Below are 25,191 nucleotides of genomic sequence, written 5' to 3' on the forward strand. Positions count from 1 at the left end.
CGGGGGTCAGGCCGCCCGGACCGGCTGCGGAGCGGCGGCGGCCCACTCCAGGACGAGGCGCTGGTATTCCTCACGCTGCTCGCCGCTCAGTGTCCCGCCCGCCCGGCGCCACAGGGCCCGGATCTCCTCGTTGACCTCGTCGGCCGATCGATCGGTCACGGGTTCAACAGTGGTGGACATGGTGTGAAGCATACGGCTCCGGAAGTGAAGGCGCCGTGAGTAATCACATCAGAAACGGGCATAGCGGACCGTGTTACTGATCACGTCCTCCTGTCAAGGCGCCCGATGTCAAGGGGCGCGGCCAGATTCACACTTGGTGACCCGCTTCACACTTCGGCCACACCCAGGACCAGCACCTGGATCGCCAGTACGGCGGCTCCGCGGGCCCAGTCGTGGAAGTCGGACACCCTGGTCTCCAGATCGATCGGGGCGGCCAGGGGATGGCGGTGGGAGCGGATCGTGTCCTTGACGGTCTTGCCTGCCACGTCCATCAGCCCGACGCCCTCTCCGGCGAGCATGATCTTCTGCGGCATGGCGAAGTTGGCGATCTGGGCGACCAGGACACCGAGGGCGCGCCCGGCCTCGTCGATCACGCGGGCGGGCATGGGGTCGCCGGCCGCGGCGCGGGCGAGGATCTCCTCGTAGGTGTGGTCGCGGCCGGTGGCGGCCTGCACCTGGTAGCGGATGTTGGGGATGGTGAGCAGGGAGACGGCGCTGCCGCGGTTGCCGTCGGGCGTGAGGGGTCCGTTGGGGTCGATGATCCAGTGCCGCCCGAAGCCCCGGTCCTCCTCCGCGTAGGGGACGCGCCGGCCAGCGAGGACCAGGCCGTAGCCGATGCCGGCGCCGATGGTGAGGACGACGAAGCGGTCGAGGCCGCGGCCGGCGCCGAACCAGGTCTCGGCCTCGACGAGGGCGGAGACGTCGTTCTCGACGACCACCGGCAACCCCGTGCGTTCCTCGACGAGTTCACCGAGGGGGACGTCCCGCCAGTGCAGGAAGGGGGACTCGCCGACCACGGCATGCTCCTGGACGAAGCCGCCGACCCCGATGCCGATTCCGGCGAGCCGCGGGTACGCGCGGGCCAGTTCGCTCGTCATCTCCGCGAGCAGGTCGGCCACTTCGGCGGGGTCGTGGCTGGTCAGGGGGCGGTCGTGGCGGGCGACGATCTCGCTCCTGAGGGTGGTGACGACGCCGTAGACCATGTCCTCGGTGATCTTGAAGCCGATGAAGGAGCGGGATTCGGCGACCACGTCGAGGGGCTGCGAGGGGCGCCCCTGGCGCACCTCGGCCGGAGTGCCCGCCTCGGGGACCTCGATCAGCAGGCCCGACTCGATGAGCGGCTTGGTCAGGCGGGTGAGGCTGCCCGCGGAGAGGTCGAGGCGGCGGGCGAGTTCGGTGCGCGACAGCGGGCCGTGGACGAGCACCTCGATCGCCACCGAGCGCTCACCGGCGCTCAGGGGAAGCCAGCTGGCGGCAACTGCGGTCATGAAGGTCAGACTCCCACATGATTTCTTTCACCGTAAAAGCAACACGACCAGACTAAGGCACTATCAACGGCCCTGAAAAGATGTTCGCCGAGGTATTGACGCATGGATTCTTTCGCGACAAAAGTAAGTGGCCCGAGGACGAGCCACCGAAGACGAGGGAGTCTCCCGATGACCATCGCCTCCAGCAGCCCTCCGTCGCGTCTGCCGCTCAGCGGCGCCGCGGAGGCACGGACCGAACCGGGCACGCAGCGGAGCTCCGGCGGGTCGAACGGGGGCGACGGGCGCCTGGCCGCGGTGTTCATCGCCCCGGCCCTGGTGGGCTTCGTGGTCTTCCTGCTCTGGCCCACGCTGCGGGGCATCTATCTGAGCTTCACCCGCTTCAACCTGCTGACCCCGGCGGAGTGGGTCGGCCTCGCCAACTACGACCGGATGATCCACGACCCCATCTTCTGGGAGTCGCTGAAGGTCACCGTCGAGTACGTGGTCATCAGCATCGGTGTCCAGACGGTGTCCGCCCTCGCCATCGCCGTGCTCCTGCAGCGCCTGACGCAGTCCCCGGTGCTGCGCGGGATCGTGCTCACGCCGTACCTCATGTCGAACGTCGTCGCGGGCCTGGTCTGGCTGTGGATCCTCGACAACCAGCTCGGCATCGGCAACGAGATCATCGCCGGGCTCGGCTTCGACCGGATCCCCTTCCTCGCGGACGAGACCTGGGCGATCCCGACGATCGCCCTGATCAATGTGTGGCGGCACGTCGGCTACACCGCGCTGCTGCTGTTCGCGGGGCTCATGGCCATCCCGAACGACATGTACGAGGCGGCGAAGGTGGACGGCGCGAGCGAGTGGCGGATGTTCTGGCGGATCACCATGCCGTTGCTACGGCCGGTGCTGGCGGTCGTCCTGATCATGACGGTGATCGGTTCGTTCCAGGTGTTCGACACGGTCGCCGTGACCACCGCGGGCGGTCCGGCGAACGCCACCAACGTGCTCCAGTTCTACATCTACCAATCGGCCTTCGGCCGCTTCCAGTTCGGCTACGCGTCCGCGATGTCGGTGGCCCTCCTGGTCGTGCTGAGCGCGATCACCGTCCTGCAGTACCGGCTCACCCGGGCCGGCCAGACCGATCTCGGCTGACCCGGAAGGAGTCCACATGGCTGCCGTGACCACCACCACGACGACACGCGTACGGCCCACCGGGCGCCGCCCCCTCTCCCCCGGCCGCATCCTGGCCTGGACGGCGATGGGCGCGATCGTGCTCGTGGCCCTGCTGCCGTTCTACTGGATCCTGCGCACCGCGCTGTCCACCAACTCCGGGCTCGCCGCCCACGCCTCCGACCCCCTGCCGGTGAACCCGACCGGCACCGGATTCGCCCGCGCCCTGGGCCTGGAGTCCACGAAGGACGCCATCGCGCAGGGCGGCGCGGGCGGCGGGCTGAAGTTCTGGCGCTATCTGCTCAACTCGGTGATCGTCTCGACCCTGGTGACCGTCTGCCAGATCTTCTTCTCCGCGATGGCCGCGTACGCCTTCGCCCGGCTGCGCTGGCGGGGCCGTGACCAGGTGTTCGCGCTGTTCCTGGCCGGACTGATGGTGCCGACCATCTTCACGCTGCTGCCGAACTTCGTGCTCATCAAGGAACTCGGCCTGATCGACAATCTGTTGGGCATCGCCCTGCCGACGATGTTCATGACGCCGTTCGCGGTGTTCTTCCTGCGGCAGTTCTTCATGAACGTGCCCCGCGAGGTCGAGGAGGCGGCCCTGCTGGACGGCGCCGGGAAGGTGCGGATCTTCTTCCGGGTGCTGCTGCCGATGGCGTCCGCTCCGGTCCTCACCCTGGCCGTGCTGACGTACATCACGTCCTGGAACGACTACTTCTGGCCGCTGATGGTGTCCTACAGCGACAACTCACGCGTCCTGACCGTCGCGCTGGCCATCTTCCGGGCCCAGACCCCGCAGTCGGGTGTCGACTGGTCGGGCCTCATGGCGGCGACGCTCATCGCCGCGCTGCCGATGCTGGCGCTGTTCGGGTTCTTCGCGCGTCGCATCGTGTCCACCATCAGCTTCACCGGGATCAAGTGAGGGACTCCTGATGCGACTTCGTACGCTGACCGCACTGGCCGGCGCACTGGCCCTCTGTCTGACCGGGTGTGCGCGGAGCGGCTCCGCCGGGTCGTCCTCGCACACGGTGACGTACTGGCTGTGGGACTCCAACCAGCAGCCCGCCTACCATGCCTGCGCCAAGGACTTCGAGAAGCAGAACCCCGGACTGCACGTGAAGATCACCCAGTTGGGCTGGGACGACTACTGGACCAAGCTCACCGCGAGCTTCATCGCGGGCACCGAGCCGGACGTGTTCACCGACCACATCCAGAAGTTCGGCCAGTTCGCCGACCTCAAGGTCCTCGAACCCCTCGACGACCTGGGCATCGACGACTCCGCCTACCAGCCCGGACTGGCCGCCAACTGGATGGGCCAGGACGGCCACCGCTACGGCGCCCCCAAGGACTGGGACACCGTCGCCCTCTTCTACAACAAGAAGCTGACCGACGCGGCCGGGCTCACGGCGGCCCGGCTGAACGATCTCGCCTGGAACCCGAAGGACGGCGGCAGCTTCGAGAAGGCCGTCGCCCACCTCACCGTCGACAGGAACGGCAGGCGTGGCGACGAGCCGGGCTTCGACAAGAACAACGTCAAGGTGTACGGCCTCGCCACCAACGGCGGCGGGGACGGCGACGGCCAGACCCAGTGGAGCACCTTCACCGCCTCCGCCGGCTGGAGCTACACCGACAAGAAGCGGTGGGGCACGAAGTACCGGTACGACAGCCCGGCCTTCCAGTCGGCCGTCAAGTGGTACTTCGGACTGGCGAAGAAGGGCTACATGGCACCCTTCACCGACTACAACTCCCAGTCCAACCAGGCCAACACCCAGGTCGCGGCGGGCAAGGCTGCCACCGCCTTCGACGGGGCCTGGATGATCTCGACGTACGCCGGGTTCAAGGGCCTCGACATGCGCACCGCGGTCACCCCCGAAGGCCCCACCGGCAAGCGCGCCACCATGATGAACGGCCTCGCCGACTCCATCACCAAGAACGCCCGCAACAAGGAGGGCGCCCGCAAGTGGGTGACGTACCTGTCCTCGGACGAGTGCCAGAGGACGGTGGGCAGTTACGGCATCGTCTTCCCCGCCACCCCTGACGGCACCGCGGCCGCCGTGGCCGCCTACAGGAAGAAGGGGATCGACGTCACGGCCTTCACGAAGCCAGTCGCCGACAAGAAGGACTTCACGACCTTCTCCTACCCCATCACCAACTACGCCGCGGACGTGTACGCGTTGATGCATCCCGCCATGCAGGACATCTTCGGCAACGGCAGGTCCGTGACCAGCCTCGACCGGACCAACGACCAGATCAACCTGATCCTCTCGCAGTGATCCCGCGACCAGTGAAGGACACACCCCGCATGACGTTCTCCCTCGGCATCGTCGGCGCCGGCCAGTTCTCCGGCCAGTTCGCCACGCTGTTCCAGGCCCACCCCGGTGTCGGCGACGTCTACGTCACCGATCTTCTGCCCGAACGGGCCGAGCAGCTCGCCTCGGCGCAGGACCTGGCCGGCACCTTCCCCACCTACGAGGCCATGCTGGAGTCGAAGGAGGTCGACGCGGTCGCGATCTTCACCCAGCGCTGGACGCACGGCCCCCTGGTGCTCCAGGGCCTGAACGCCGGCAAGCATGTGTACTCCGCGGTCCCCATGGCCATCACCACCGAGGAGACAGCGGCGATCATCGACGCGGTCCGGGCGACCGGGCTGACGTACATGATGGGCGAGACCAGCCAGTACAACCCGGCGACCGTGCACGCCCGCAACCGGATCGCCGAGGGCGCCTTCGGGCGGCTGTTCTACGCCGAGGGCGACTACGTCCACGACATGGACCTCGGGTTCTACGAGGCGTACCAGTACAGCGGCGGCGAGACGTGGAAGGAGACCGCCAGCTATCCCCCGCTGCTCTACCCCACGCACTCGGTGGGCGGGGTGCTCGGCGCCTGGCAGACGCACGCGGTGAGCGTGTCGGCGATCGGTGTCGTCGACGACCGCGGAGACGGGGTGTTCGACAAGGAGGTCAGCCAGTTCGGCAACGACTTCTCCAACGCGACCGCGCTGTTCGAGGTCGCGGGCGGCGGGTCGTTCCGCACGAACGAGTTCCGGCGGGTGGGCTACCCCTCCCACATCCGGGAGTCGCGTTTCCGGTTCTTCGGGACCGAGGCGAGCATGGAGCAGCTCGCGACGGTGGCCCTCTGGCAGGACAAGAAGGGCGTGCAGGACATCAGTGAGCTCCTGGAGCCCAAGCCCACCATGACTCCTGACGACCCGTCACTCCAGCACATCGCGCCGGACCTGCGGGCCGCTTTCACGTCCGGGTCGGCACCCGTGCACGACCGGGCGCGCCTGCCGCGGGAGTTCGACCACCTGCACAACGGCCACGAGGGCAGCCACCACTTCCTGGTGGACGACTTCGTGACCGCGGTGAACACCCGCACCCTGCCGTCTGTGAACGCCTGGGTGGCGGCCCGCTACACCCTGCCGGGCATCGTCGCGCACGACTCCGCGCGGCAGGGCGGGGCAAGGCTGGAGATCCCGGACTTCGGGGACGCGCCTGACGCGTGACCGTGCCCTCGCGCCGGGCGCCTGGTGTCTCAGGTGCCCGGCTTGCGGCCGTACACGAAGACGTCGTCGCCCTTCTTCAGCAGCGACCAGTACTTCTTGGCGTCCTTGGGGGTCATGTTGGTGCAGCCGTGCGAGCCCGGCGGGTTCCACATGCTGAGGTTCACCGAGTGGAAGGCCTGGCCGCCGTCGAAGAACTGGCTGTAGGGCATCGGCACGTTGTAGATGTTCGACACGTGGTCGATGTCGCGCCAGTAGATCTTCTTCAGGCCGGTGCGGGTCTCGTAGCCGTCGCGGCCGGTGCGGACCGGGACGGGGCCGTAGACGAGCCGGTCGCCGTCCTGGATCCAGCTCAGCTGGAGGGTGAGGTTCACGCACGCGATGCGGCCCTTGTTCGTCGGGCACTTGCCGTCCCGGTTGGGGTTCGAGCCGACGGCCTTCTGCTTGTTCATCAGGTCCATCACACCCCAGGTGACGGACCCCGCGTAGCCGATGTTCGGTGAGATGCCGTGCTTGGTCTGAAAGGCCTTGGTCGCCTTGCAGTCGGCGGCGGACTGCCTGCCGTCGACCGGGCGGCCCAGGAACTTCTCCACCTTCTTCTGGTACGGCCCCGCCTGCGTGGTGCAGCTCGCCGCCTGCGCGGGCGCGGCGCCCAGCGCGATGGTCAGCGGTGCGACGAGTCCGGTGATGCCGAGTGCGATGGCACCCCGTCTGCGTATGTCCCCCATGGCCCTGTCCCCTTCATAGGTCCTGCGATCTCTTACCTCTAGACAGGTCTCCGAGCCACTTCGTTGTACCCCGGGGCGTGCTGGGACGGAACGGTGACAAATCTCATGACGAAGACTTCCGGCCGGGGTGGACCGCCGTGTGGAAGCCGGTGTTGACCGCGGTGAGGCCTCCGTCGACGACCAGTGTCGTGCCGGTGATCCACGCCGCGTCCGAGGAGGCCAGGAAGGCGATCGCGGCGGCGATGTCCTCGGGTTCACCGACCCGGCCGAGAGGATACAGCTGCTGCAGCTCGGTGAGCTCGCTCTCGCGCCCCTCCCAGGCGGAGGTGCGGACCGTGCCCGGGACGACCAGGTTGACGCGCACCCCGCGGGCGGCCGCGTGCCCGGCGAGGGTACGGGTCAGGGAGCCGAGTCCCGCCTTGGCTGCGCTGTAGGCGTGGTTGCCGAAGTCCTGGAGGCCGTTGACGGAGCCGATGTTGACGATCGCGCCGCGCCCCGAGGAGACCAGGTGCGGGAGCGCGGCCCGCGAGCAGCGGTACGGCCCGCCGAGGGTGACGTCCAGGTCTCGCGCCCACTCGTCGTCCGAGTCGTCCTCGAAGAGCGGGGTCTCCGGGGTGCACCGGGCGGCGCAGTTGACCAGGACGTCGAGCGAGCCGAACGCGTCGACGGCATGGGCGACCGCTGCCTCCACCGCCGTCCGGTCCGCCACGTCGCACTCCGCCGCCCGGGCGGTGAGACCCTGGTCACGCAGGCGCGCGGCGGTGTTCTCGACCACCGGCCCGTCGCGGTCGGCCAGCACGACCCGTGCCCCCTCCTCGGCTAGCCGACGAGCCGCCGCCGTGCCGATCCCGCGGGCCGCGCCCGTGACCAGAGCCGCGTATCCCTCGAAGCGCTTGGTGTGGGTCATGGGCCGAAGATAGCCCGTCGGTGATCAACGTGGCAGATACCGTGCGTCCATGGCCGCGTTCATACAGCAACTCCCCGCGCTCATCGGTGTCGTCATCGGCGCACTCGGTTCGCGGAGGACACGGCCAGCCGCCGCTCCTCCCAACGGGCCGCCTTTCACGGTGAAAGCGCGCGGTCGCTGCGCACGACCGCCACATACAGGAGGCCGCCCCGCTGTTGGCGGAGTCCACGCTCGCCCGGGACCCGGACGGGGAGGCGCTGCTTCTGCTGGGGAGCCCCGAGGTGGTGGAGAAGGCGCGGGTCTGGGTCACGGTGGTGCTGGAGACGGAGCAGTTCCTGCGCGACGGGACGCGCGATCCGGCGGCGTGGCGGGCGCTGCTCGAGCGGCATCGCAACGGGCGGGACGGCTACTACGCCGCCGTACGCGACGACCTGGCACTGCCACCGGGCCTGGCGGTGCGGTGGCAGCTGCCGCCGGTGCACCCCTCCTGATCTAGCGGTAACCCGTCACGTCCGCCGGCTTGCCCGCGTCCTGGACCTCGACCATGTACCGCCAGGCGTCGGGGCGGCTGCCGTCGACGTCCGTGAAGCCGTAGGTCCGGGCGAGCGAGCCGCTGTCGAGGGACGTGCCGTTGAAGCGGGCGACGTCGGGGTCGGTGGCCAGCGCGGCGACGGCGCGGCCCACATAGCGCGGGGTCTCCGAAATGGCGAAGTGGGGGACGCGGTCGAGGGCGTCGCGCCAGTTGTCCTCCCGCACCCCGAAATGGTCGAGCATCATCTCCGAGCGCAGCCAGCCCGGGGTCAGGGCGACGGCGGTGGCGCCGCGCGGACCGAGTTCGTGGCCGAGGGAGAACGCCATGCGCAGGACGGACGTCTTGGCGAGGTCGTAGAAGAAGGAGACGCGGTAGTTCTCGCGGTTGTAGGCGTCGGTGCCGTCGGTCATCTCGACGACCAGGCCGCCGGGCCGGCGCAGCAGCAGAGGCAGGGCGTGGTGGCTGGTGATCGCGTGCGTCTCGATCGCGAGCCTGAGCAGACGCAGGCCGTTGTCGAGGTCGTGCTCCCACACCGGGCTGTCCCATGCGAAGAGGTGTTCGCCGCCCCAGATGTCGTTGACGAGGACGTCGAGGCGGCCCTGCTCGCCGGCGATCCGGTCGACGAGCGAGCGGACCTGCGCGGGGTCCAGGTGGTCGGTGGGTACGGCGATGCCCTGGCCGCCGGCCGCGGTGACGAGGTCGGCGGTGTCCTCGACGGTCTCGGGGCGGTCGTACTCGGAGCGGCGGGCCCGGGTACTGCGTCCGGTGACGTAGACGGTGGCGCCCGCCGCTCCGAGCTCCACGGCGATCCCGCGCCCGGCTCCCCGGGTCGCCCCGGCGACCAGCGCGACCTTGCCCCGCAGTGGCTGTGACATGTCCGACCTCCCGTTGTGCCCGATGTCCCTTCGAGCATGACCGGGAAGCCGGACAACCTCTGTCGTGATTTACGGGCGGTTCACCCGGTCGGCGTCAGTGACCGCGGTCGATCCATTCCTGGAGGTGGGGAGCCTCGGCGCCGATCGTGGTCGGGTCGCCGTGCCCGGTGAGGACCTTCGTCTCGGGCGGCAGGGCCAGCAGGCGGTCACGGATCGAGTCGATGATCGTCGGGAAGTGGGAGTAGGAGCGTCCGGTGGCGCCCGGACCGCCCTGGAAGAGGGTGTCGCCGGTGAAGACGGTGCCGAGGCCCGGGTCGTAGAGGCACACGGCGCCCGGCGCATGGCCAGGGGTGTGCAGCACCCTGAGATCGGCGCCCGCGGCCTCGATGACCTGGCCGTCGCGCAGATGGGCGTCGGGGTCGCGGTCGGGGTGGGTCTGCTTCCACAGCGGCAGGTCGTCGGGGTGCAGCCAGATCGTGGCGCCGGTGCGGTCGGCGAGGGCGGGTGCGGCGTCGATGTGGTCGTTGTGGGCGTGGGTGCAGACGATCGCGGTCAGCCTGCGGTCCCCCACCGCCTCCACGATGGCGTCGGCGTCGTGGGCGGCGTCGATGACGATCGCCTCGTGGTCGTCGCCGACGATCCAGACGTTGTTGTCGACGTCCCAGGTGCCGCCGTCGAGGCTGAACTGCCCGGAGGTGACAAGGCGTTCGATGCGGACGGACATCAGAGCACCACCACCGAGCGCAGGACGTCGCCGTGGTGCATGCGCTCGAACGCCTTCTCCACCTCGTCGAGTTGGATGGTCTCGGTCACGAACGCCTCCAGGTCCAGGCGGCCCTGCAGATGCAGGTCGATCAGCATGGGGAAGTCGCGGGAGGGCAGGCAGTCGCCGTACCAGGACGACTTGAGCGACCCGCCGCGCCCGAAGACGTCCAGGAGCGGCAGCTCCAGCTTCATCTCGGGGGTGGGCACGCCGACGAGGACGACCGTGCCGGCGAGGTCGCGGGCGTAGAAGGCCTGCTGGTACGTCTCGGGGCGGCCGACCGCCTCGATGACGACGTCGGCGCCGAAGCCGCCGGTCAGCTCGCGGATCGCCTCGACCGGGTCGGCGTCCTTCGAGTTGACGGTGTGGGTCGCGCCCATCGTGCGGGCCTTCTCCAGCTTCCGGTCGTCGATGTCCACGGCGATGATCTTCGCCGCGCCCGCGAGGTTCGAGCCGGCGATCGCCGCGTCACCGACGCCGCCGCAGCCGATGACGGCGACGGTGTCGCCCCGGCCGACGTTGCCCGTGTTGATCGCGGCGCCGATGCCGGCCATCACGCCACAGCCCAGGAGCCCCGCGACGGCGGCCGAGACCGAGGGGTCGACCTTGGTGCACTGTCCGGCGGCGACCAGCGTCTTCTCGGCGAAGGCACCGATGCCCAGGGCGGGCGAGAGTGCGGTGCCTCCCCCAGACTTCGTCCGGGAGGTGCCCCCAGTGAGGGTCATCTTCTGCTTCGCGTTGTGGGTGTTGAAGCAGTACCAGGGCCGCCCGCGCAGACAGGCACGGCAATTGCCACACACGGCACGCCAGTTGAGGATCACGAAGTCGCCGGGCGCGACATCGGTCACCCCCTCGCCGACCGACTCCACGACACCGGCGGCCTCGTGGCCGAGCAGGAAGGGAAAGTCGTCGTTGATCCCGCCCTGCTTGTAGTGCAGGTCGGTGTGACAGACCCCGCAGGCCTGCACCTGGACGACGGCTTCTCCCGGCCCCGGATCGGGCACCACGATCGTCTCCACCCGCACCGGCTCGTCCTTGCCGGGTGCGATCACTCCGCGTACCTCCTGCGCCATGGTCCTGGCCCTTTCCGTCGCCCGGTGCACGTCCCTTCGACCCTACGCGCGACTGATCGGTAACGGCACGCCAGACCGGGAACCGCCGGCCCCTTCCGCGCGGCGCCGGCCCGAGGGCTCTCTGTTCGCGGCGGTGACCTCCCCCTGCGGCCACCGGCGGGGCGGTGTCCGGGCGGCCGCCGTCCGACCCTCGGGATCGCTCAGCCACTGCTGCAGCCCCGTCTCGCTCGTCTTGATCACGCCGTCCCGGTCGCATCCTGGTCCGCGCCGCGCGGGAACGCGGACGTAGCCTGAAGGCTCCGCACGCCGTCGGGCCCGAAGGAGCACCGTGAGCAGCACCGAGACGGAGACCGGTCTTCCCACCTGGCGGCTGCTCCTCGGGTACGTACGGCCGCACCGGTGGACCCTGCTCGGGGGTGCCGTGCTGTCGCTGCTGACGGGCGCCACCGGTCTGCTGCTGCCGCTGGTGGCCCGGGAGTTGATCGACGACCTGTCCCACGACCGCACGATCACCGGCGCGTTGCTCGTCATGTCGGTGCTGGTGGTCGGCAACGCGGCGGTGGGGGCGCTGGGTTCGTATGTGCTGCGGCGCACCGCGGAGTCGGTGGTGCTGGGTGCGCGGCGGGCGCTGTCGTCGTATCTGCTGCGCCTGCGCATCCCGGCCGTGGACCGCACCGAACCCGGCGACCTGATGGCCCGCATCACCTCGGACACCACCCTGCTGCGCGAGGTCACCACCGACTCGCTCGTGGGTCTGGGGACCGGCGGGCTCACGCTGGTGGCGACCGTGGTGATGATGGGCCTGGTCGACCCGGTGCTGCTGGGCGTCACGCTGGCGGTCATCCTGGTGGCGGGCACGGTCCTCGGTGTGATCGTGCCGCGCATCAACCGGGCGAGCCGGCAGGCCCAGGACGCCGTCGGCGTGATGGGTGCCGCACTGGAACGCATCCTCGGCGCGCTGCGCACGGTCAAGGCGTCCGGCGCCGAGCACCGCGAGGAGCGGACGCTGCACGCGGCGGCCGAGGAGTCGTGGCGGCAGAGCGTGCGGGCCGCCAAGTGGTCGGCAGCCGCGGGCAATACGGCGGGGCTGGCGATGCAGATCGCGTTCATCACGGTGCTCGCGGTGGGCGGCGCGCGGGTCGCGACCGGTGCCATCGAGGTCGGCACGCTGGTCGCGTTCCTGCTGTACGTGTTCTATCTGATGTCGCCGATCCAGCAGGTCGTCGGCGCGATCACGCAGTACCAGACCGGGGCCGCGGCGCTCGCCCGGATCCAGGAGGCGCTGCGGCTGCCCGCCGAACCGGCCGCGCTGCCCGCGCCGTTGCCGACCGACGGGGCCGCGCCGGCTTCCGTCGCCTTCACGGACGTCCGGTTCCGGTATGCCGACGATCTGCCGTACGTCCATCACGGGGTGACCTTCGAGGTGCCCGCGCGGGGCATGACGGCGTTCGTCGGGCCGTCGGGCGCGGGCAAGACGACGGTGTTCTCGTTGATCGAGCGGTTCTACGACCCCGAGGCCGGGGTCGTGACCCTGGACGGCCGGGACCTCGCGGAGTGGGATCTGCCTCAACTCCGGTCCGCGATCGGGTACGTGGAGCAGGACGCGCCCGTCCTGTCGGGGTCTCTGCGGGAGAACCTGCTGCTCGGGAATCCCGACGCGGACGAGGACGCGGTGGCGCGGGTGCTGAAGACGACCCGGCTCGACGGTCTGGTGGCCAAGCTGCCCAGTGGACTGGAGACGCTGGTCGGGCACCGGGGGACCAAGCTGTCGGGTGGGGAGCGGCAACGGGTGGCGATCGCACGGGCGTTGCTGCGGCGGCCTCGGCTGCTGCTGTTGGACGAGGCCACGTCCCAGCTGGACGCGGTGAACGAGGCGGCCCTGCGGGACACGGTGGCGGATGTGGCGCGTACGACCACGGTGCTGGTCGTCGCGCACCGGTTGTCCACGGTGACGATGGCCGACCGGATCGTGGTCATGGACGCGGGGCGGGTCCGCGCGGTGGGGACACATCGGGAACTGGTCGCCGGGGACCCCTTGTACGCGGAACTCGCGGCGACGCAGTTCCTTTCCACGGCAGGCTGAGCGGACATGCGTCGAGGGCCGCCGGGTGATCCGGGCGGCCCTCGTCTGCGTGCGGGAGGGTCAGTGGACGGCCGGTACCAGCCCGGTGACGGGGGCGACGAGACCGGTGAGCTGGCCCAGCTGGTTCAGGTCGTTGAGCTGGTTGAGGCCCGCCAGCTGCCGGGAGACCGACGGGATCTCGCCCTTGTGCTCCGCGGGGATGCTGCTCGCCGCGAGCGAGTCGATCACGGCGACCGGGTTGAGCCCGCCGCCCGGGGCGGCCACGTCGGCCGCGTTCGCGAGGGGGGCGGTGAGGCCGGTGACGCCGACGGCGAGACCGACGGCGGCAACGATACGTCGAGTTGAGATCATGTTCTCAGCAACGCGGGGCCGCCCCTCACGGACACGGCCTGCCGACGCCCCTCACCCGTCAGGCGGAGCACCCGGTCTGCGCTTGCCGTGGCCGCCGGTGCGGAGGAGTCTCGAAGAAAGAGGCCCTACGGCCCGCTCCTTGTCGGCCGGGGCCTTCGAAGGAGGTCATCATGGGCACCGCGGCACGACCCGGCTTCGACACCGACATCCTGCGCCAGGGCATCGAAGGACACACCCCGGAGACGCTTCTGTCTCTGTACGCGGACGACGCGGAAATACGCCTCGTCAACCGGAACGCCACACCCAGCAATCCCAAGGTCCTGCACGGCCGTGACGAGATCGGCGAGATGCTGAGCGACGTCTACAGCCGCGACATGACCCACAAGCTGGAAGGGTGCGTGGTCCAAGGCGATCGCGCCGCCTACAGCGAGTCCTGCCAGTACTCGGACGGCATGCGCGTCCTGTCGGAGTCGATGGTCACCCTGCGCGACGGCAAGATCTCCGAGCAGATCATCATCGAGGCCTGGGACGAGTAGGAACCAGAGCCGGGAGGGACCCGTCACATCACGGCTGACCTGGGCCTTCCCGGCCCGTCCGGGGATGACTCGGCGGCCACGACCAGCTTCCGCAGCAGGTCCGCGAGTGTGCGCCGCTCTGCCGGGGTGAGCGCCGAGAGCAGCGCGAGCTCACCCGCTTCCTCCGAGACGACCTGCTGTTCGAACGCGGCGTGCCCGGCTTCGGTGAGCCGGACCCGCACCCGTCGCCGGTCGTCGTCCTCGTGCGTCCGGACGATCAGCCCGGCGTCCTCCAGCGGCGCCAGCCGGGCCGACAGGGCTCCCCGGGTCAGTCCGAGATGGTCGGCGAGGAGCGAGGGGCTCCCGGTGTACGGCGGGCCGAGCCGGCGCAGGGTCAGCAGCACCTTGTACTGCCAGTTCCGCAGTCCGTCGGAGTCGAGGGTGTCGCGGCGGGCCTGAGACGCGTGCCGGGCCAGGATGGCCAGCCGCGCGAAGATCGCCTCCTTGACGGGGTCCATCCAGTCGAGTTCCTTCGCCCACCCCTCGACGTGCTGGTCGACCGAGTCCCGCATTACCCGCCCCCCGCAATGGTTTTCTTGTGGATGGTTTTTCGTCTGACTACCTTGCCCTGTCATGACCAACACCACGGGCACAACCGTCGAATTGGACGAACTCCTCGCCTCTGCACGCGAGTTGTCGCTGGCAGGAAGGTGGGACCGGGCACTGCGCCTCCTGGACGCGACGACCTGTGACACCGCCGGGGACCGCGCCCGGCTCGCTCTCGCGGCGGCCGAAATCGCCCTTCAGAGCGACTGGTTCGGCGGTACGGACCTCACGGCCGGCCGTGCCGAGCAGGCGGAGAAGGAATCGTCGGGCGCCGACTGGGATCTGGCCTTCGTCCGGCTGCGGCACGACTACTTCCGGCTGCTGCGCAGCGAGGGCACCTTCCGGCCCGGCCCCGAGGGCAAGGATCCCGAGGCACTCGCCGGCCTCCGGCGCGACGCGCAGGCCCTGCGCGAGGACGCCCCGGACGAGGTGCGGCGCGGCTGGGCCTCGATGTATCTGGGGCTGATCGCCGACAACCTCTTCGCCGAGCGCACGACCGCCCCCGCCCACTACGAGGCCGCCCTGGGCGCCGGTGAGTCGGGCGGCGACGATCTGCTGGTCCGGGAGGCGCTGCGGCATCTCGGCGACCACGACCACGACGCCGGCGATCACGAGGGCGCCCTGGAGCTCTGGCAGCGGGCCACCGCCCTGGGCGCTCGGGCCGGGATGGTCCCCGGTGTACTCACCCAGCAGATGCTCCTCGCGGTCCACGCCCGCGACACGGGTGACGAAGCCGGAGCGACCGCGCTGGCCGGGGAGATCGCCCGCTGGGCCGGGGCGATCGGCGCCGACCACGTCCAAGCCCAGGCGGCCGGTTTCCTCGCGGGGGCCGATCCGACGGCTCCGCCGCGGGAGAACGGGGCGTGACCGCCGTAGCGCGTCGGCTAATCTGAGGTACGGACCGTGACTGGCGCTGAGGTGGAGCACCACCGGGGAGCGGTCCGCACACTCGATGCCGTGCGCCTGGGCGATTTCTTCGATCGGCCCAGGAGTGGATCATGTCTCAGGCACGGCTCATGGACGGCACCGCGCTCGCCGGGCGCATCCTCGAGGAGACCGCCAAGCGGGCGGCCGACCTCACCGGGCGCACCGGACGGGCGCCCTGTCTCGCGACGGTGCTGGTGGGCGAGGACCCCGCCTCCGTCACCTACGTCCGTATGAAGCGCAACCGCTGCCGCAAGGCGGGTATCGAGTCGCGGCACGTGGAGTTGCCCGCGGCCACGACCACCGAACAACTCGTCGGCACCCTGCGGGAGTTGTCGGCCGACCCCACCGTGCACGGCATCCTGCTCCAGCACCCGATGGGCCCGCACATCGACGAGCGGGCGGCGTTCGAGGCGATCGCTCCGGAGAAGGACGTCGACGGCGTCACCTTCGCGTCCTTCGCGACGATGAGCTTCGGACTTCCGGGCTTCGTGTCGTGCACACCCGGCGGCATCATGCGGCTGCTCGACGAGTACGAGGTCGACCCGGCAGGCAAGCGTGCCGTGGTCGTGGGCCGCAGCGCGATCCTCGGCAAGCCGGCCGGCATGCTGCTGCTCGCCCGGGACGCCACGGTCACCTACTGCCACTCCCGTACGGCGGACCTGTCGGCGGCCGTACGGGAGGCGGACATCGTGGTCGCCGCGGTGGGCCGGCCCCGGTTGATCCGGGGCCAGGACATCAAGCCCGGCGCGGTCGTGGTCGACGCCGGGTACAACGCCGGGAACGTCGGTGACGTCGACTTCGACTCCGCGGTGGAGCGGGCCTCGCTGATCACGCCGGTGCCGGGCGGGGTCGGTCCGATGACCATCGCCACGCTGCTGGAGCAGACCGTCGACGCGGCGGTGACCGCCGCCCGGCAGAGCTAGATCAGTTCAGGGTCCACTTCTGGTTGGCCTGGCCGCCGCACGACCACAGGACCATCTGGGTGCCGTTGGCCGTGCCCGCACCGTAGGCATCCAGGCAGAGGCCGGCGTTGACGTTGGTGATCGTGCCGTCGCTGTTCACGTTCCACTTCTGGTTGTTCTGGCCGTTGCAGTCCCAGATCACGACCTTGGTGCCGTTGGCCGTGCCGAGGTTGTAGGCGTCCAGACACTTGTTGCCGTACACCACGAGTTCCTTGCGCGAGGTGTACGTCCACTGCTGGTTCTGGCCGCCGTTGCAGTCCCACAGCTCGGCCTGGGTGCCGTTGGTGATGGTGTTGTCGTAGATGTCCAGGCAGCGGCCGGACTGGGTGCCGACGGCGAGGGTGCCGTTGGTGCCGGGCAGCGGGCGGACCGTGATGTCAGCCAGGGTCGGGGCGCCGGTGAAGGTCAGCGTGTTCGAGGAGCCCTTGGACAGGCCGACCTGGACCGAGACGGTGCCCTGGGAGGAGCCGGTGGGCGGGAAGGAGACCGTGGTCGCGCCCTGGCCGTTGACCTTGAGGGTCGCGGTGCGGGCCGCCGAGGTGTTGTTGGTGTAGGCGACGTCGACGGTCTTGATCCCGGTGTTTCCGGCGACCACGCCGGTGAAGCTCGAGGTGCCCGGGTACGTGCTGCTCGCCGCCTCCGTGCCCCCGGTGACCGTGAGCATCACCGAACCGCCCGCCGGGACGCTCGTGGTGTAACCCGTGCCGTACGAGCCGACGTCGGAGCGCGCCCACAGGTCACGGACGGTCGCGTTGGCGTTGGTCAGACCGAGGTCGGACCAGCGGACGGTGATGTTCTGGGCGGAGGAGGTGCGGTTGAGGAGGACGACGGCACGGTTTCCGGTGCCGGACAGGACCTTGCCGTAGACCTGGAGCCCGGTGGTGTCCTCGGCGACCTTGACGCCCTGGAGCCCGCGCGAGTCCTGGTCGACACCGATGACCTCGGGGTTCTTGAGGATGTTCGCGGTCTCGGTGGTCATGGTGGCCAGGTTGTTGCCGGCCAGGAGCGGGGCTCCGGAGATGGCCCACAGGTTCATGTGGGTGCGGTTCTGTGCGGCGCTGAAGCCGTCCATGCCGACCATCAGCATGTCCGGGTCGTTGTAGTAGCCGGTGTGCTGGGCCGTGGGGTGGAGGTTCCGGTCGAAGTTGGTCAGCAGGTTCGTCATCGACGGCTTGTTGCCGTAGAGGATGATGTCGTCGTTGGTCCGCCACATCGCGCCCTGCCCCGGAGCCCAGTTCCACGGGTTCTGCCTGCCCCAGTTGCACAGCGACAGGGTCATCGGACGGCCCGTGGTGGCGGTGGCCCGGGCGATCGCGTCGCTGATCGACTGGTACGTCGTCTTCGCGTCGAGTCCCTCCGCGTCGCCACCGCACCAGTCGACCTTCACGAAGTCGAAGCCCCACTGGGAGAACTGGAGCATGTCCTGGTCGTAGTGGCCCTCGCTGCCGGAGCCGGGGGCGGCGGGCCTGCCCGTCGGGTAGTAGTAGCCGCAGCCGTCCTTGCCCGCGTCGGTGTAGATGCCGGCCTTGAGGCCCTTGCCGTGGATGTAGTCGGCGATGGCCTTCATGCCGCCGGGCCACTCGGACTGGTCGACGGTGATGTTCCCGGCGCTGTCGCGAGTGCCCTGCCACCAGCCTTCGTCGATGTTGATGTACTTGTATCCCGCCGCGGGCAGACCGGACGCGACGAACGCGTCGACCTGCGCCTTGATCACGTTGTAGTCGATCTTCGCGGCGAAGCTGTTCCACGACGCCCAGCCCATCGGTGCCGAGGGCACCGGAATCTGCCGGCTCGTCGCGGCCAGCGCGGGGGTCGGCTGGGCGAAGAGCAGCGCGGCGGTGGCGGTCAGGGCGAGGGCGAGAGCACGGACGGCGGCGGTTCTGAAACGTCCTGCGAGACCTCTGCGGGTCTTTCGCGGCGGGGGGTACATGCGGCTCCTTCTAGCGGGGGGGGTGCCGAACCGATCGAAATGTCGAACAAGGATCGGCTATTCGAACACCATGCGCGCCGAAGCTAGAGTCCGGAGAGGGGGAAGTCAACGGCTGTGACAGGAGTGAACTGGCCGGTGTGTACGGGTCGTTCGCGCGGGACGACGGCCCCCGGCGCCATACTGTCCGTTGTGCGGGTAGCGATCATGACAGCGGGTTCCCGGGGTGATGTGGCCCCCTTCACCGGGCTGGGTCACGGACTGGCGCAGGCCGGGCACGAGGTCACCCTGGTCACCCACGGCCGCTTCGAACCGCTCGCGGCGCGGGCCGGCATCGGCTTCCACGCCCTGCCGGTCGATCCCCGTACCGAGCTGGAGTCCTCGCGCGGTCGGGCCCTGCACCGCAGCAGAACCGGCGTGGGCAAGCTGGCGCGGGTGGTCATGATGGCGCGGGCGCTGGCCGTGGAGATGGCCGACGACCTGGTGGCCGCCGCCCGGGTGAGCGACGCGCTGCTCCTGTCCGGATCGGTGGCCCCGCTGGGCCACGCCGTCGCCGAGGGCCTGAGACTGCCCAGCCTGGGCCTCAACCTGCAACCCCTCGCGGCCACCCGGGAGTTCGCCCCACCGCTGCTGGGCACCGGCTCCTGGGGCCCTGTGGGCAACCGGCTCGCCGGGCTGGCCCTGAACCTGGCGGTGGAGCAGGTCTTCACCGCGGCGCTCCCCTCGGTACGGTCCCGGCTGGGCCTGCCCCCGACGGGCCCGGCCGCGGCACTGCGCACCCGCGAACGGCAGGCCTGGCCGGTCCTGCACGGTTTCAGCCCACGGGTGGTCGCCCGGCCCCGCGACTGGCGGTCCGGACTCGACGTGGCGGGCTACTGGTGGCCGTACGACGGCGACGCGCCGCTCCCCGACGACCTGCGGAGGTTCATCGACGCCGGACCGCCTCCGGTGTTCGTCGGTCTGGGCAGCGCGACGGTGCCCGATCCCGCGCGGGTCAGCGCCGAGATCGTGCGGGCGCTGCGCCGGGCCGGTCTGCGCGGAGTCATTCAGCGCGGCTGGGCGGACCTGTCGGCGACGGGCGACGACATGCTGACGGTCGACGAGGTGCCGCACTCCGCGCTGTTCCCCAGGATGGCGGCGGTGGTCCACCACTCGGGCGCGGGCACGACGGCCGCGGGCCTGCGCGCCGGGGTTCCGGCGGTCCCGGTGCCGATCCAGTTCGACGAGAGCTTCTGGGCGGCGAGACTGGTCACGCTGGGCGTGGCGCCGCGTGCGGTACCACTCAGACATCTGACCGCCGACTCGCTGGAGGCGGCCCTGGTCCGGGTCACGCGGGACACCGGGTACCGGGAGCGGGCGCGGGCACTCGGGGTGCACATCCGCGGGGAGGACGGCGTGACGCCGGTGCTGGACGCGGTGGACAGGTTCTGAGGCAACCGCCCGCCGACCCGCTCACGCCCGAACCGGCTCCCACCCGGGCGGCCGCAGGATCCCCAGCAACTGCCGTACCAGCTCCTCCACCACCTCGTCCAAGGTCGCGTCCACCCACCCGGCGTTCCAGTCGTGCAGCAGCCCGTTCACACTGCCGATGAACCCGGTCGCCGCCAGCCGGTAGTCGCGCGGGGCCGCCTCCCCCCGCGCGACGGCCCGGTTCGCCTCGGCGCACACCAGATCCACCCAGTGCGCCCGACGGGCCAGCCGCTGCTCCTCCAGCCGCGCGCTGACGCCGATGATCTCCACGAACGTGATCCGTACCCGGCGGGGATCGGAGGTGACGTTCGCCGCGTACGCGCGGAAGATGGCGGCCGCGCGCTCGGCGAGCGGCAGGTGGTCCGCGTCGGCCACCGCGGTCACCACGGCCGCCGTCGCCCAGTCGTTGACCTCCAGGTGAAGCTCGGCCAGGACGTCCTCGAGGGTGCGGAACTCCTCGTAGAACTGGCGGGTGGACAGGCCCGCGGCCTCGCTGAGGGCCGCGACGGTCGTGGCGCGGTAGCCGGGAGCGTCCCCGAAGAGCTGGAGTGCCGCGTCCAGGAAACGGCGGCGTCGTTCGGCCTGCCGCTCGGCGGCCGTCTTGCCGCCGTAGCGACCGGTCGGGGCTCTGAGCCTGCCCGTCACCGCACCTCCCACCCGGGCCGGAGCGTCCGACCTCCCGTATGAGTGCAATTTTGTCGTGTACGGAGTCTTGTGGAGAAGGGCCCCCCTTCCTTACTTTGCAGTAAGTTCAATCTGAAAGTACGCGTCTTCAGTTTTGCCGCCTTGGCATGCCCCCGTCATGAGCCGCCCAGAGGGAGATCCGTCATGCCTGTTCTCAAGCCCAGACACCTGTGTGCCATGGCCGCCGCCGTCGTCCTGACCGTCACCGCCCCCGCGACCGCCGCCTCCGCCGCGGACTCCGCCGCGCTGCGTGAGGTGCTGTTCGTGGCCAACAACTGGGACGGCACCGCCGACGTCATCAAGTCCTCCGGCGACCTCGCGAAGATCGGCCGGATCAACGTCATCCCCGACAAGGACGCGCGGATGGCGGAGATCAACGCGAATCCGATCAAGTGGATCTACTTCATGGCGATCCGCAACAGCGTCGGCGAGGGCCACGACCAGTTCGCCGACGACATGTACTCCACGCCGGACGGAAAGTCGGTGGTCGTATCCCGGCCGAGTTTCGCGGACGTGGTGTCGATCGACCTGGCCACCGGGAAGGTTAACTGGCGCTTCCCGGTGTCGGGTTACCGCGCGGACCACATGGCGGTCTCCCCCGACGGCACCCGGGTCGCGGTGTCCGCCTCCACCGCGAACACCGTGCACGTGCTGAACATCAACACGGGGCAGCAGCTCGGTTCGTTCGCCACCGGCGACAAGCCGCACGAGAACATCTTCACCAAGGACGGCAAGTACATCTGGAACATGGGGATCGGTGACGTGAACACCGACTCCGACGCGCCCTGGCTGGACTGGACGAAGGGCGACCGGCACATCACGGTGGTGGACGCGACCACCTACAAGCAGGTCAAGACCATCGACATGCGGGACAAGCTGGACGCGATCGGTCTCACGGACTACTCGGACGCCGTCCGCCCCGCCGTGTTCTCTCCGGACGAGTCCAAGCTGTACTTCCAGGTGTCGTTCTTCAACGGCTTCTTCGAGTACGACGTCGCCACCGACAAGATCACCCGTATGAAGACCCTGCCGAAGAACCCGGCGACCAGCGACGACCGCACCACCATGGTCAACGACTCGCGCCATCACGGCATCTCGATGAGCCCCGACGGCAGCAAGCTGTGTGTCGCGGGCACTATGGACGACTACGCGACCGTCGTGAACCGCACCACCCTCCAGGAGGGCCCGCTCGTCCCCGCCTCGAAGCCCTACTGGGCCACCGTCAGCGGTGACGGCAAGAGCTGTGTCGTCTCGGAGAGCGGGGCCGACCAGGTCACCGCGATCGACTTCGCGACCGGGCAGAAGACGGTGTCCGTGCCGGTGGGCGACCACCCGCAGCGGGTGCGCCTCGGGCACGTGGCCGCCAACTGGACGAGTCCCTCCTCGTAACGGCTCAGGCACCTGCCCTCGCGTCGGGGCCCGCTCAGGCCCCGACGCGAGGGGACGGTCACCCGATCTTCTGGTTCGCCCAGTTGGCCAGCTCGGACCTGGCCGCGTTCAGCACGGACGCCGAGGGCGAGCTCGCCCCGTTGGTCACCAGCGCGTAGTGCAGGACGCCGGAGTCCGAGTCGGTCAGGAGCAGCCGCCGGCTGCCCGTGCCGCCCGGTTCGACAGCCGCCCCGACCGGGGTGGACGAGGTGTACGCGGGCGGGCCGTAGACCGTGCCCAGGTCGGAGACCACCGTGGTCGTCGCGGTCGGGAAAGAGGCGGGCAGGTGGAGCTCGGTGGGCGCCGAGCCGCTTCCCGAGCGCCACACCAGGACCGCGTACTGGCCGGACCCGACCAGCGACGACACATTGGGCAGGCTGCTCGGCACCGGGTTCCAGGTCAGCGTCGTGGAACCGTCGCGCGAGCGGTCCTCGTAGGTGAAGGCGAGCGTCGTACCCGAGGCGGCGCTCGGGTAGATCCGGTCGAGGAGCCGGGCGTCCTGGCGGAGTACCGCCGTGCCCGAGTCGTCGAGCCGCACGGCTGACAGATCCTCGTCGTTCCAGGCGTCCCCCGAGGTCATGACCTTGTCGGGGTTGTCGTTCATCAGCTCGTGGTGACGGCCGTTGTAGATGTCCCACTGCCACTGCGTGCCGGAGAGGACCGGTCCCGAACCGGCGGGCGCGGACCACCAGTTGGCGCCCTTCACCCGGGAGTCGAGGGCCTGGTACATGGCCTTGAGGACGGTCGGCGCCTTGCCGGCCGTCGAGCCGTTCAGCGGGTGCCCGAACTCGCTGACCACGGCCGTCGTGCCGGTGGCCGCCGCGCGGTCGCGGATGGTGCCGAAGTCGCCGACGTACTGGCCGTCGGAGGCGTTGCCCCACATCAGGATGCCGGAGATGGCCTTCTGATCGTAGAAGTGGGTGTTGAAGACGTACCGGGAGCCGAGCGTGCCGACGTCGAGGAGGCCGCCCTCCTCCTTGCTGACGTTGCCGTTCCAGAAGAGGTTCGGCTCGACCATGGCGGGCTTGTCCGTCCAGCCCGCCGCGTCCATCCGGGCCCGGAACTTCACGTAGAAGGGCCACAGCAGGTCACGCTCCCAGGTGCGGCTGTTCTGCCCGGAGTCGTAGCTGCCGGCGTAGGGCTCGTTGTAGGGGTCGAAGCCGACCACGCCGGCGAACTCCTCGGAGCTGAGGTTCGCCTTGAGGTACGCCATGGTCTTCTGGGCGGTGGCCAGGAAGGCGTCCTGGAGGCCGTGGTTGTTGTGCCAGAAGTCGTACTGGCCGGCCTTCACCGCGCCGTTCTGGGTGATGTTCTGGCCCCACGTGAAGCAGATGCCGCAGGACTCGGCGGGGTAGTTGCCGAGCGCGACGGCCCACGCGGGGGCGCCGTCGCCGGTGTACCAGCTGCCCGAGTTGAACAGCCAGCGGGAGTACAGGTCCTGGTGGAAGTCGGGGTAGACCCGGATGCCCGCGTCGAGGAAGGCCCGTAGCTGCGCGGTGGCGTTCGCCAGGTACGCGGTGTCGACCTGGCCCTTCACCGGTTCCGCGTAGGCCCAGGAGAGCAGGAAGCGCACGGAGTTGCCGCCGCCGAGGGCTCTCAGCGCGGTGGCCGACTTCCTGGCGTCGGCGACCGAGGCGAAGGGCAGGCCCTTGTTCTCGGCGAGCTTGGTCTCGCCGGAGACGTTGTAGCCGCGCAGCACGACCTCGCGGCCGTTGCCGTCGACAAACCGTCCGTTCTGGACGGTGAGGGGGGTGTCGTCGAAGGAGAGGGAGTCGGCGATGGTGGCGGCGGAGGCGGACGGGGTACCCGCCACCGTCAGGAATCCACAGAGGACAACCAGAACAACGAGCAGACGCGCACGCATATTCGGCATGTCCATAACAGTCCGACTCATCCGGCACACCGTCAACACTTATGACTGATGAGTAAGTTTCAGCTTTTCCGGGTAGGGGTCGTCCGATAAGGGACCGGGGAGGGCGGTGGCGAAAGGAGCCGAGGATGCGTGACATCCTCCCGGTGCTGAACGGCTGGTACACGGCAGGGACGCCGTTCGGCCTGGCCACGGTCGTCTCGACGAGCCGCAGCGCGCCGCGCGACCCCGGCGCGGCCATGGCCGTGGGCCCGGACGACGAGGTCGTCGGCAGTGTGTCCGGCGGCTGTGTCGAGGGGGCCGTCTTCGAACTGGCGCAGGAGGTCGTGGCGAGCGGCGAGGCCCGTCTGGAGACCTTCGGGTACAGCGACGAGGACGCGTTCGCGGTGGGGCTGACCTGCGGCGGGGAGATCACCCTTCTGGTACGGCCCGTGACGGCCGCCCTCGATCCCGCGTTCAGCGAGATCGCGGAGTCGGTCGCCGCGGGCCGCCCGGTGACCGTGGCGACGGTGACCGACGGCCCCGCACCCCGCGGTGCCACGCTGGCCGTGTGGCCGGACCGCGTCGCGGGCACCCTCGGCACCACGGGCCTGGACGTGGCGGTCACCGCCGACGCACGCGGCGAACTCGCGCTGGGTGCAACGGGGTTGCGACACTACGGCCCGCGCGGGGAGCGCCGTGAGGACGCGGTCACGGTCTTCCTGCACTCCTTCGCCCCGCCGCCCCGCATGCTGGTCTTCGGCGCGATCGACTACGCGGCCGCGGTCGCCCGGATCGGCGCCTTCCTCGGCTACCGGGTCACCGTGTGCGACGCCCGCCCGGTCTTCGCCACGCCGAAGCGCTTCCCGGAGGGCGTGGAGGTCGTCGTGGACTGGCCGCACCGCTACCTCGGCGGCACCGCCACCGACGAACGCACCGTGATCTGTGTCCTGACCCACGACCCGAAGTTCGACGTGCCCCTGCTGGAGGTGGCGCTGCGCCGGCCCGCCGCGTACATCGGGGCGATGGGCAGCCGCCGTACCCACGACGACCGGCTGAAGCGGCTGACCGACTCGGGGCTGTCCGAGGCCGAGCTGTCCCGGCTGCGCTCGCCGGTCGGCCTCGACCTCGGAGCCCGTACGCCGGAGGAGGTCGCCGTGTCGGTGGCCGCCGAGATCGTGGCACTGCGCTGGGGCGGCAGCGGTGCCCCGCTGACGGCGACGGCGGGGGCGATCCATCCGCCTTCGTGAAGCCCGCCTGGCGGGAGTGCCGGCTCGGTGAAGGTCGCTGTACGAAGAAGGCGGAAGCGGCGCGTGTGAGCCGCGCTCGAAGGGGTACGCGGCGAGCAGCCGGAGAGGGTTTCCGAA

At 70.0% G+C, this 25,191-nt stretch carries 24 protein-coding genes and 1 riboswitch; of the genes, 12 read left to right on the plus strand and 12 right to left on the minus strand.

Features of this window, described 5'->3' with window-relative positions:
- Positions 1–6 precede the first annotated feature (6 nt).
- Positions 7–192 (minus strand): hypothetical protein, encoded by a 186-nt coding sequence (locus tag ACZ39I_RS07000; RefSeq protein ID WP_007386663.1) that lies wholly within the window; start codon positions 190–192, stop codon positions 7–9.
- A gap of 134 nt (positions 193–326) precedes the next feature.
- Positions 327–1,487 (minus strand): ROK family protein, encoded by a 1,161-nt coding sequence (locus ACZ39I_RS07005; RefSeq protein ID WP_467243426.1) that lies wholly within the window; start codon positions 1,485–1,487, stop codon positions 327–329.
- Positions 1,488–1,655: 168 nt separating this feature from the next.
- On the opposite strand from ACZ39I_RS07005, the gene ACZ39I_RS07010 reads away from it, so the two are divergent.
- The 4 genes from ACZ39I_RS07010 to ACZ39I_RS07025 are packed head-to-tail and all read left to right on the plus strand — an operon-like array spanning position 1,656 to position 6,147.
- On the plus strand, positions 1,656–2,621 hold the full coding sequence (locus ACZ39I_RS07010) for a carbohydrate ABC transporter permease (protein ID WP_467243427.1): 966 nt from the start codon (positions 1,656–1,658) through the stop codon (positions 2,619–2,621).
- 16 nt (positions 2,622–2,637) lie between these two features.
- The gene (locus ACZ39I_RS07015) at positions 2,638–3,564 is read left to right on the plus strand and encodes a carbohydrate ABC transporter permease (RefSeq protein WP_467243428.1); all 927 of its coding nucleotides are present in this window, start codon (positions 2,638–2,640) and stop codon (positions 3,562–3,564) included.
- 10 nt (positions 3,565–3,574) lie between these two features.
- Positions 3,575–4,915 carry an ABC transporter substrate-binding protein gene (locus ACZ39I_RS07020; protein WP_467243429.1) on the plus strand — a complete coding sequence of 447 codons (1,341 nt, stop codon included), beginning with the start codon at positions 3,575–3,577 and terminating at the stop codon, positions 4,913–4,915.
- A gap of 29 nt (positions 4,916–4,944) precedes the next feature.
- Positions 4,945–6,147: a Gfo/Idh/MocA family protein gene (locus tag ACZ39I_RS07025; protein ID WP_467243430.1), complete on the plus strand. Its 1,203-nt coding sequence runs from the start codon at positions 4,945–4,947 to the stop codon at positions 6,145–6,147.
- A 29-nt stretch (positions 6,148–6,176) separates the two neighbouring features.
- On the opposite strand, the gene ACZ39I_RS07030 is transcribed toward ACZ39I_RS07025, so the two are convergent.
- Positions 6,177–6,872: a L,D-transpeptidase family protein gene (locus tag ACZ39I_RS07030; RefSeq protein ID WP_467243431.1), complete on the minus strand. Its 696-nt coding sequence runs from the start codon at positions 6,870–6,872 to the stop codon at positions 6,177–6,179.
- A gap of 103 nt (positions 6,873–6,975) precedes the next feature.
- Positions 6,976–7,779 (minus strand): SDR family NAD(P)-dependent oxidoreductase, encoded by an 804-nt coding sequence (locus tag ACZ39I_RS07035; RefSeq protein ID WP_467243432.1) that lies wholly within the window; start codon positions 7,777–7,779, stop codon positions 6,976–6,978.
- A gap of 215 nt (positions 7,780–7,994) precedes the next feature.
- Here ACZ39I_RS07035 and ACZ39I_RS07040 point away from each other — a divergent pair, with 215 nt between their 5' ends.
- Positions 7,995–8,270 (plus strand): hypothetical protein, encoded by a 276-nt coding sequence (locus tag ACZ39I_RS07040; protein WP_467243433.1) that lies wholly within the window; start codon positions 7,995–7,997, stop codon positions 8,268–8,270.
- Between the two features lies 1 nt (position 8,271).
- Here the strand turns inward: ACZ39I_RS07040 and ACZ39I_RS07045 are convergent, their stop codons facing one another.
- From ACZ39I_RS07045 to ACZ39I_RS07055, 3 genes are all read right to left on the minus strand, one after another.
- On the minus strand, positions 8,272–9,186 hold the full coding sequence (locus ACZ39I_RS07045) for an SDR family oxidoreductase (RefSeq protein ID WP_467243434.1): 915 nt from the start codon (positions 9,184–9,186) through the stop codon (positions 8,272–8,274).
- A 94-nt stretch (positions 9,187–9,280) separates the two neighbouring features.
- Positions 9,281–9,910: an MBL fold metallo-hydrolase gene (locus ACZ39I_RS07050; RefSeq protein ID WP_352384945.1), complete on the minus strand. Its 630-nt coding sequence runs from the start codon at positions 9,908–9,910 to the stop codon at positions 9,281–9,283.
- Positions 9,910–11,022, minus strand: a complete 1,113-nt coding sequence (locus ACZ39I_RS07055; protein ID WP_467243435.1) for an S-(hydroxymethyl)mycothiol dehydrogenase — start codon at positions 11,020–11,022, stop codon at positions 9,910–9,912. The genes ACZ39I_RS07050 and ACZ39I_RS07055 overlap by 1 nt, the downstream gene beginning before the upstream one ends.
- 328 nt (positions 11,023–11,350) lie before the next feature.
- Between ACZ39I_RS07055 and ACZ39I_RS07060 the strand changes: the two genes are divergently transcribed.
- A complete protein-coding gene (locus ACZ39I_RS07060) occupies positions 11,351–13,105 on the plus strand; it encodes an ABC transporter ATP-binding protein (protein ID WP_467243436.1) in 1,755 nt (584 codons plus the stop codon).
- Between the two features lie 60 nt (positions 13,106–13,165).
- Here ACZ39I_RS07060 and ACZ39I_RS07065 read toward each other — a convergent pair whose 3' ends face one another.
- On the minus strand, positions 13,166–13,456 hold the full coding sequence (locus ACZ39I_RS07065; protein ID WP_467243437.1) for a hypothetical protein: 291 nt from the start codon (positions 13,454–13,456) through the stop codon (positions 13,166–13,168).
- 170 nt (positions 13,457–13,626) lie between these two features.
- Between ACZ39I_RS07065 and ACZ39I_RS07070 the strand changes: the two genes are divergently transcribed.
- On the plus strand, positions 13,627–13,992 hold the full coding sequence (locus tag ACZ39I_RS07070; RefSeq protein ID WP_266393573.1) for a nuclear transport factor 2 family protein: 366 nt from the start codon (positions 13,627–13,629) through the stop codon (positions 13,990–13,992).
- A 23-nt stretch (positions 13,993–14,015) separates the two neighbouring features.
- Here the strand turns inward: ACZ39I_RS07070 and ACZ39I_RS07075 are convergent, their stop codons facing one another.
- Positions 14,016–14,543, minus strand: a complete 528-nt coding sequence (locus ACZ39I_RS07075) for a MarR family winged helix-turn-helix transcriptional regulator (RefSeq protein WP_467243438.1) — start codon at positions 14,541–14,543, stop codon at positions 14,016–14,018.
- Positions 14,544–14,604: 61 nt separating this feature from the next.
- On the opposite strand from ACZ39I_RS07075, the gene ACZ39I_RS07080 reads away from it, so the two are divergent.
- Both ACZ39I_RS07080 and ACZ39I_RS07085 read left to right on the plus strand, forming a co-directional pair.
- On the plus strand, positions 14,605–15,444 hold the full coding sequence (locus ACZ39I_RS07080; RefSeq protein ID WP_467243439.1) for a hypothetical protein: 840 nt from the start codon (positions 14,605–14,607) through the stop codon (positions 15,442–15,444).
- Positions 15,445–15,470: 26 nt separating this feature from the next.
- Positions 15,471–15,553: riboswitch (ZMP/ZTP riboswitch) on the plus strand.
- Between the two features lie 22 nt (positions 15,554–15,575).
- Positions 15,576–16,427, plus strand: a complete 852-nt coding sequence (locus ACZ39I_RS07085) for a bifunctional 5,10-methylenetetrahydrofolate dehydrogenase/5,10-methenyltetrahydrofolate cyclohydrolase (RefSeq protein ID WP_467243440.1) — start codon at positions 15,576–15,578, stop codon at positions 16,425–16,427.
- A 1-nt stretch (position 16,428) separates the two neighbouring features.
- On the opposite strand, the gene ACZ39I_RS07090 is transcribed toward ACZ39I_RS07085, so the two are convergent.
- Complete coding sequence (locus tag ACZ39I_RS07090) at positions 16,429–18,396, minus strand: ricin-type beta-trefoil lectin domain protein (protein WP_467243441.1); 1,968 nt, start codon at positions 18,394–18,396, stop codon at positions 16,429–16,431.
- Positions 18,397–18,600: 204 nt separating this feature from the next.
- On the opposite strand from ACZ39I_RS07090, the gene ACZ39I_RS07095 reads away from it, so the two are divergent.
- Positions 18,601–19,824, plus strand: a complete 1,224-nt coding sequence (locus ACZ39I_RS07095) for a glycosyltransferase (protein ID WP_467243442.1) — start codon at positions 18,601–18,603, stop codon at positions 19,822–19,824.
- 21 nt (positions 19,825–19,845) lie between these two features.
- Here the strand turns inward: ACZ39I_RS07095 and ACZ39I_RS07100 are convergent, their stop codons facing one another.
- Positions 19,846–20,508: a TetR/AcrR family transcriptional regulator gene (locus ACZ39I_RS07100; protein ID WP_467243443.1), complete on the minus strand. Its 663-nt coding sequence runs from the start codon at positions 20,506–20,508 to the stop codon at positions 19,846–19,848.
- A gap of 183 nt (positions 20,509–20,691) precedes the next feature.
- On the opposite strand from ACZ39I_RS07100, the gene ACZ39I_RS07105 reads away from it, so the two are divergent.
- Positions 20,692–21,936 (plus strand): YncE family protein, encoded by a 1,245-nt coding sequence (locus ACZ39I_RS07105; RefSeq protein ID WP_467243444.1) that lies wholly within the window; start codon positions 20,692–20,694, stop codon positions 21,934–21,936.
- A 58-nt stretch (positions 21,937–21,994) separates the two neighbouring features.
- On the opposite strand, the gene ACZ39I_RS07110 is transcribed toward ACZ39I_RS07105, so the two are convergent.
- Complete coding sequence (locus tag ACZ39I_RS07110) at positions 21,995–23,854, minus strand: glycoside hydrolase family 5 protein (protein WP_467244352.1); 1,860 nt, start codon at positions 23,852–23,854, stop codon at positions 21,995–21,997.
- 119 nt (positions 23,855–23,973) lie between these two features.
- Between ACZ39I_RS07110 and ACZ39I_RS07115 the strand changes: the two genes are divergently transcribed.
- A complete protein-coding gene (locus ACZ39I_RS07115; RefSeq protein WP_467243445.1) occupies positions 23,974–25,074 on the plus strand; it encodes an XdhC family protein in 1,101 nt (366 codons plus the stop codon).
- Positions 25,075–25,191: the final 117 nt, after the last annotated feature.

The organism is Streptomyces sp. NPDC024687, assembly GCF_055559055.1.

Bases quoted from the DNA above. Each gene is read 5' to 3' on its own strand.
- ACZ39I_RS07000 (WP_007386663.1), bottom strand. From the start codon at position 192: ATGCTTCACACCATGTCCACCACTGTTGAACCCGTGACCGATCGATCG.
- ACZ39I_RS07005 (WP_467243426.1), bottom strand. From the start codon at position 1,487: ATGACCGCAGTTGCCGCCAGCTGGCTTCCCCTGAGCGCCGGTGAGCGC.
- ACZ39I_RS07010 (WP_467243427.1), top strand. From the start codon at position 1,656: ATGACCATCGCCTCCAGCAGCCCTCCGTCGCGTCTGCCGCTCAGCGGC.
- ACZ39I_RS07015 (WP_467243428.1), top strand. From the start codon at position 2,638: ATGGCTGCCGTGACCACCACCACGACGACACGCGTACGGCCCACCGGG.
- ACZ39I_RS07020 (WP_467243429.1), top strand. From the start codon at position 3,575: ATGCGACTTCGTACGCTGACCGCACTGGCCGGCGCACTGGCCCTCTGT.
- ACZ39I_RS07025 (WP_467243430.1), top strand. From the start codon at position 4,945: ATGACGTTCTCCCTCGGCATCGTCGGCGCCGGCCAGTTCTCCGGCCAG.
- ACZ39I_RS07030 (WP_467243431.1), bottom strand. From the start codon at position 6,872: ATGGGGGACATACGCAGACGGGGTGCCATCGCACTCGGCATCACCGGA.
- ACZ39I_RS07035 (WP_467243432.1), bottom strand. From the start codon at position 7,779: ATGACCCACACCAAGCGCTTCGAGGGATACGCGGCTCTGGTCACGGGC.
- ACZ39I_RS07045 (WP_467243434.1), bottom strand. From the start codon at position 9,186: ATGTCACAGCCACTGCGGGGCAAGGTCGCGCTGGTCGCCGGGGCGACC.
- ACZ39I_RS07050 (WP_352384945.1), bottom strand. From the start codon at position 9,910: ATGTCCGTCCGCATCGAACGCCTTGTCACCTCCGGGCAGTTCAGCCTC.
- ACZ39I_RS07055 (WP_467243435.1), bottom strand. From the start codon at position 11,022: ATGGCGCAGGAGGTACGCGGAGTGATCGCACCCGGCAAGGACGAGCCG.
- ACZ39I_RS07065 (WP_467243437.1), bottom strand. From the start codon at position 13,456: ATGATCTCAACTCGACGTATCGTTGCCGCCGTCGGTCTCGCCGTCGGC.
- ACZ39I_RS07070 (WP_266393573.1), top strand. From the start codon at position 13,627: ATGGGCACCGCGGCACGACCCGGCTTCGACACCGACATCCTGCGCCAG.
- ACZ39I_RS07075 (WP_467243438.1), bottom strand. From the start codon at position 14,543: ATGCGGGACTCGGTCGACCAGCACGTCGAGGGGTGGGCGAAGGAACTC.
- ACZ39I_RS07080 (WP_467243439.1), top strand. From the start codon at position 14,605: ATGACCAACACCACGGGCACAACCGTCGAATTGGACGAACTCCTCGCC.
- ACZ39I_RS07085 (WP_467243440.1), top strand. From the start codon at position 15,576: ATGTCTCAGGCACGGCTCATGGACGGCACCGCGCTCGCCGGGCGCATC.
- ACZ39I_RS07090 (WP_467243441.1), bottom strand. From the start codon at position 18,396: ATGTACCCCCCGCCGCGAAAGACCCGCAGAGGTCTCGCAGGACGTTTC.
- ACZ39I_RS07095 (WP_467243442.1), top strand. From the start codon at position 18,601: ATGACAGCGGGTTCCCGGGGTGATGTGGCCCCCTTCACCGGGCTGGGT.
- ACZ39I_RS07105 (WP_467243444.1), top strand. From the start codon at position 20,692: ATGCCTGTTCTCAAGCCCAGACACCTGTGTGCCATGGCCGCCGCCGTC.
- ACZ39I_RS07110 (WP_467244352.1), bottom strand. From the start codon at position 23,854: ATGGACATGCCGAATATGCGTGCGCGTCTGCTCGTTGTTCTGGTTGTC.
- ACZ39I_RS07115 (WP_467243445.1), top strand. From the start codon at position 23,974: ATGCGTGACATCCTCCCGGTGCTGAACGGCTGGTACACGGCAGGGACG.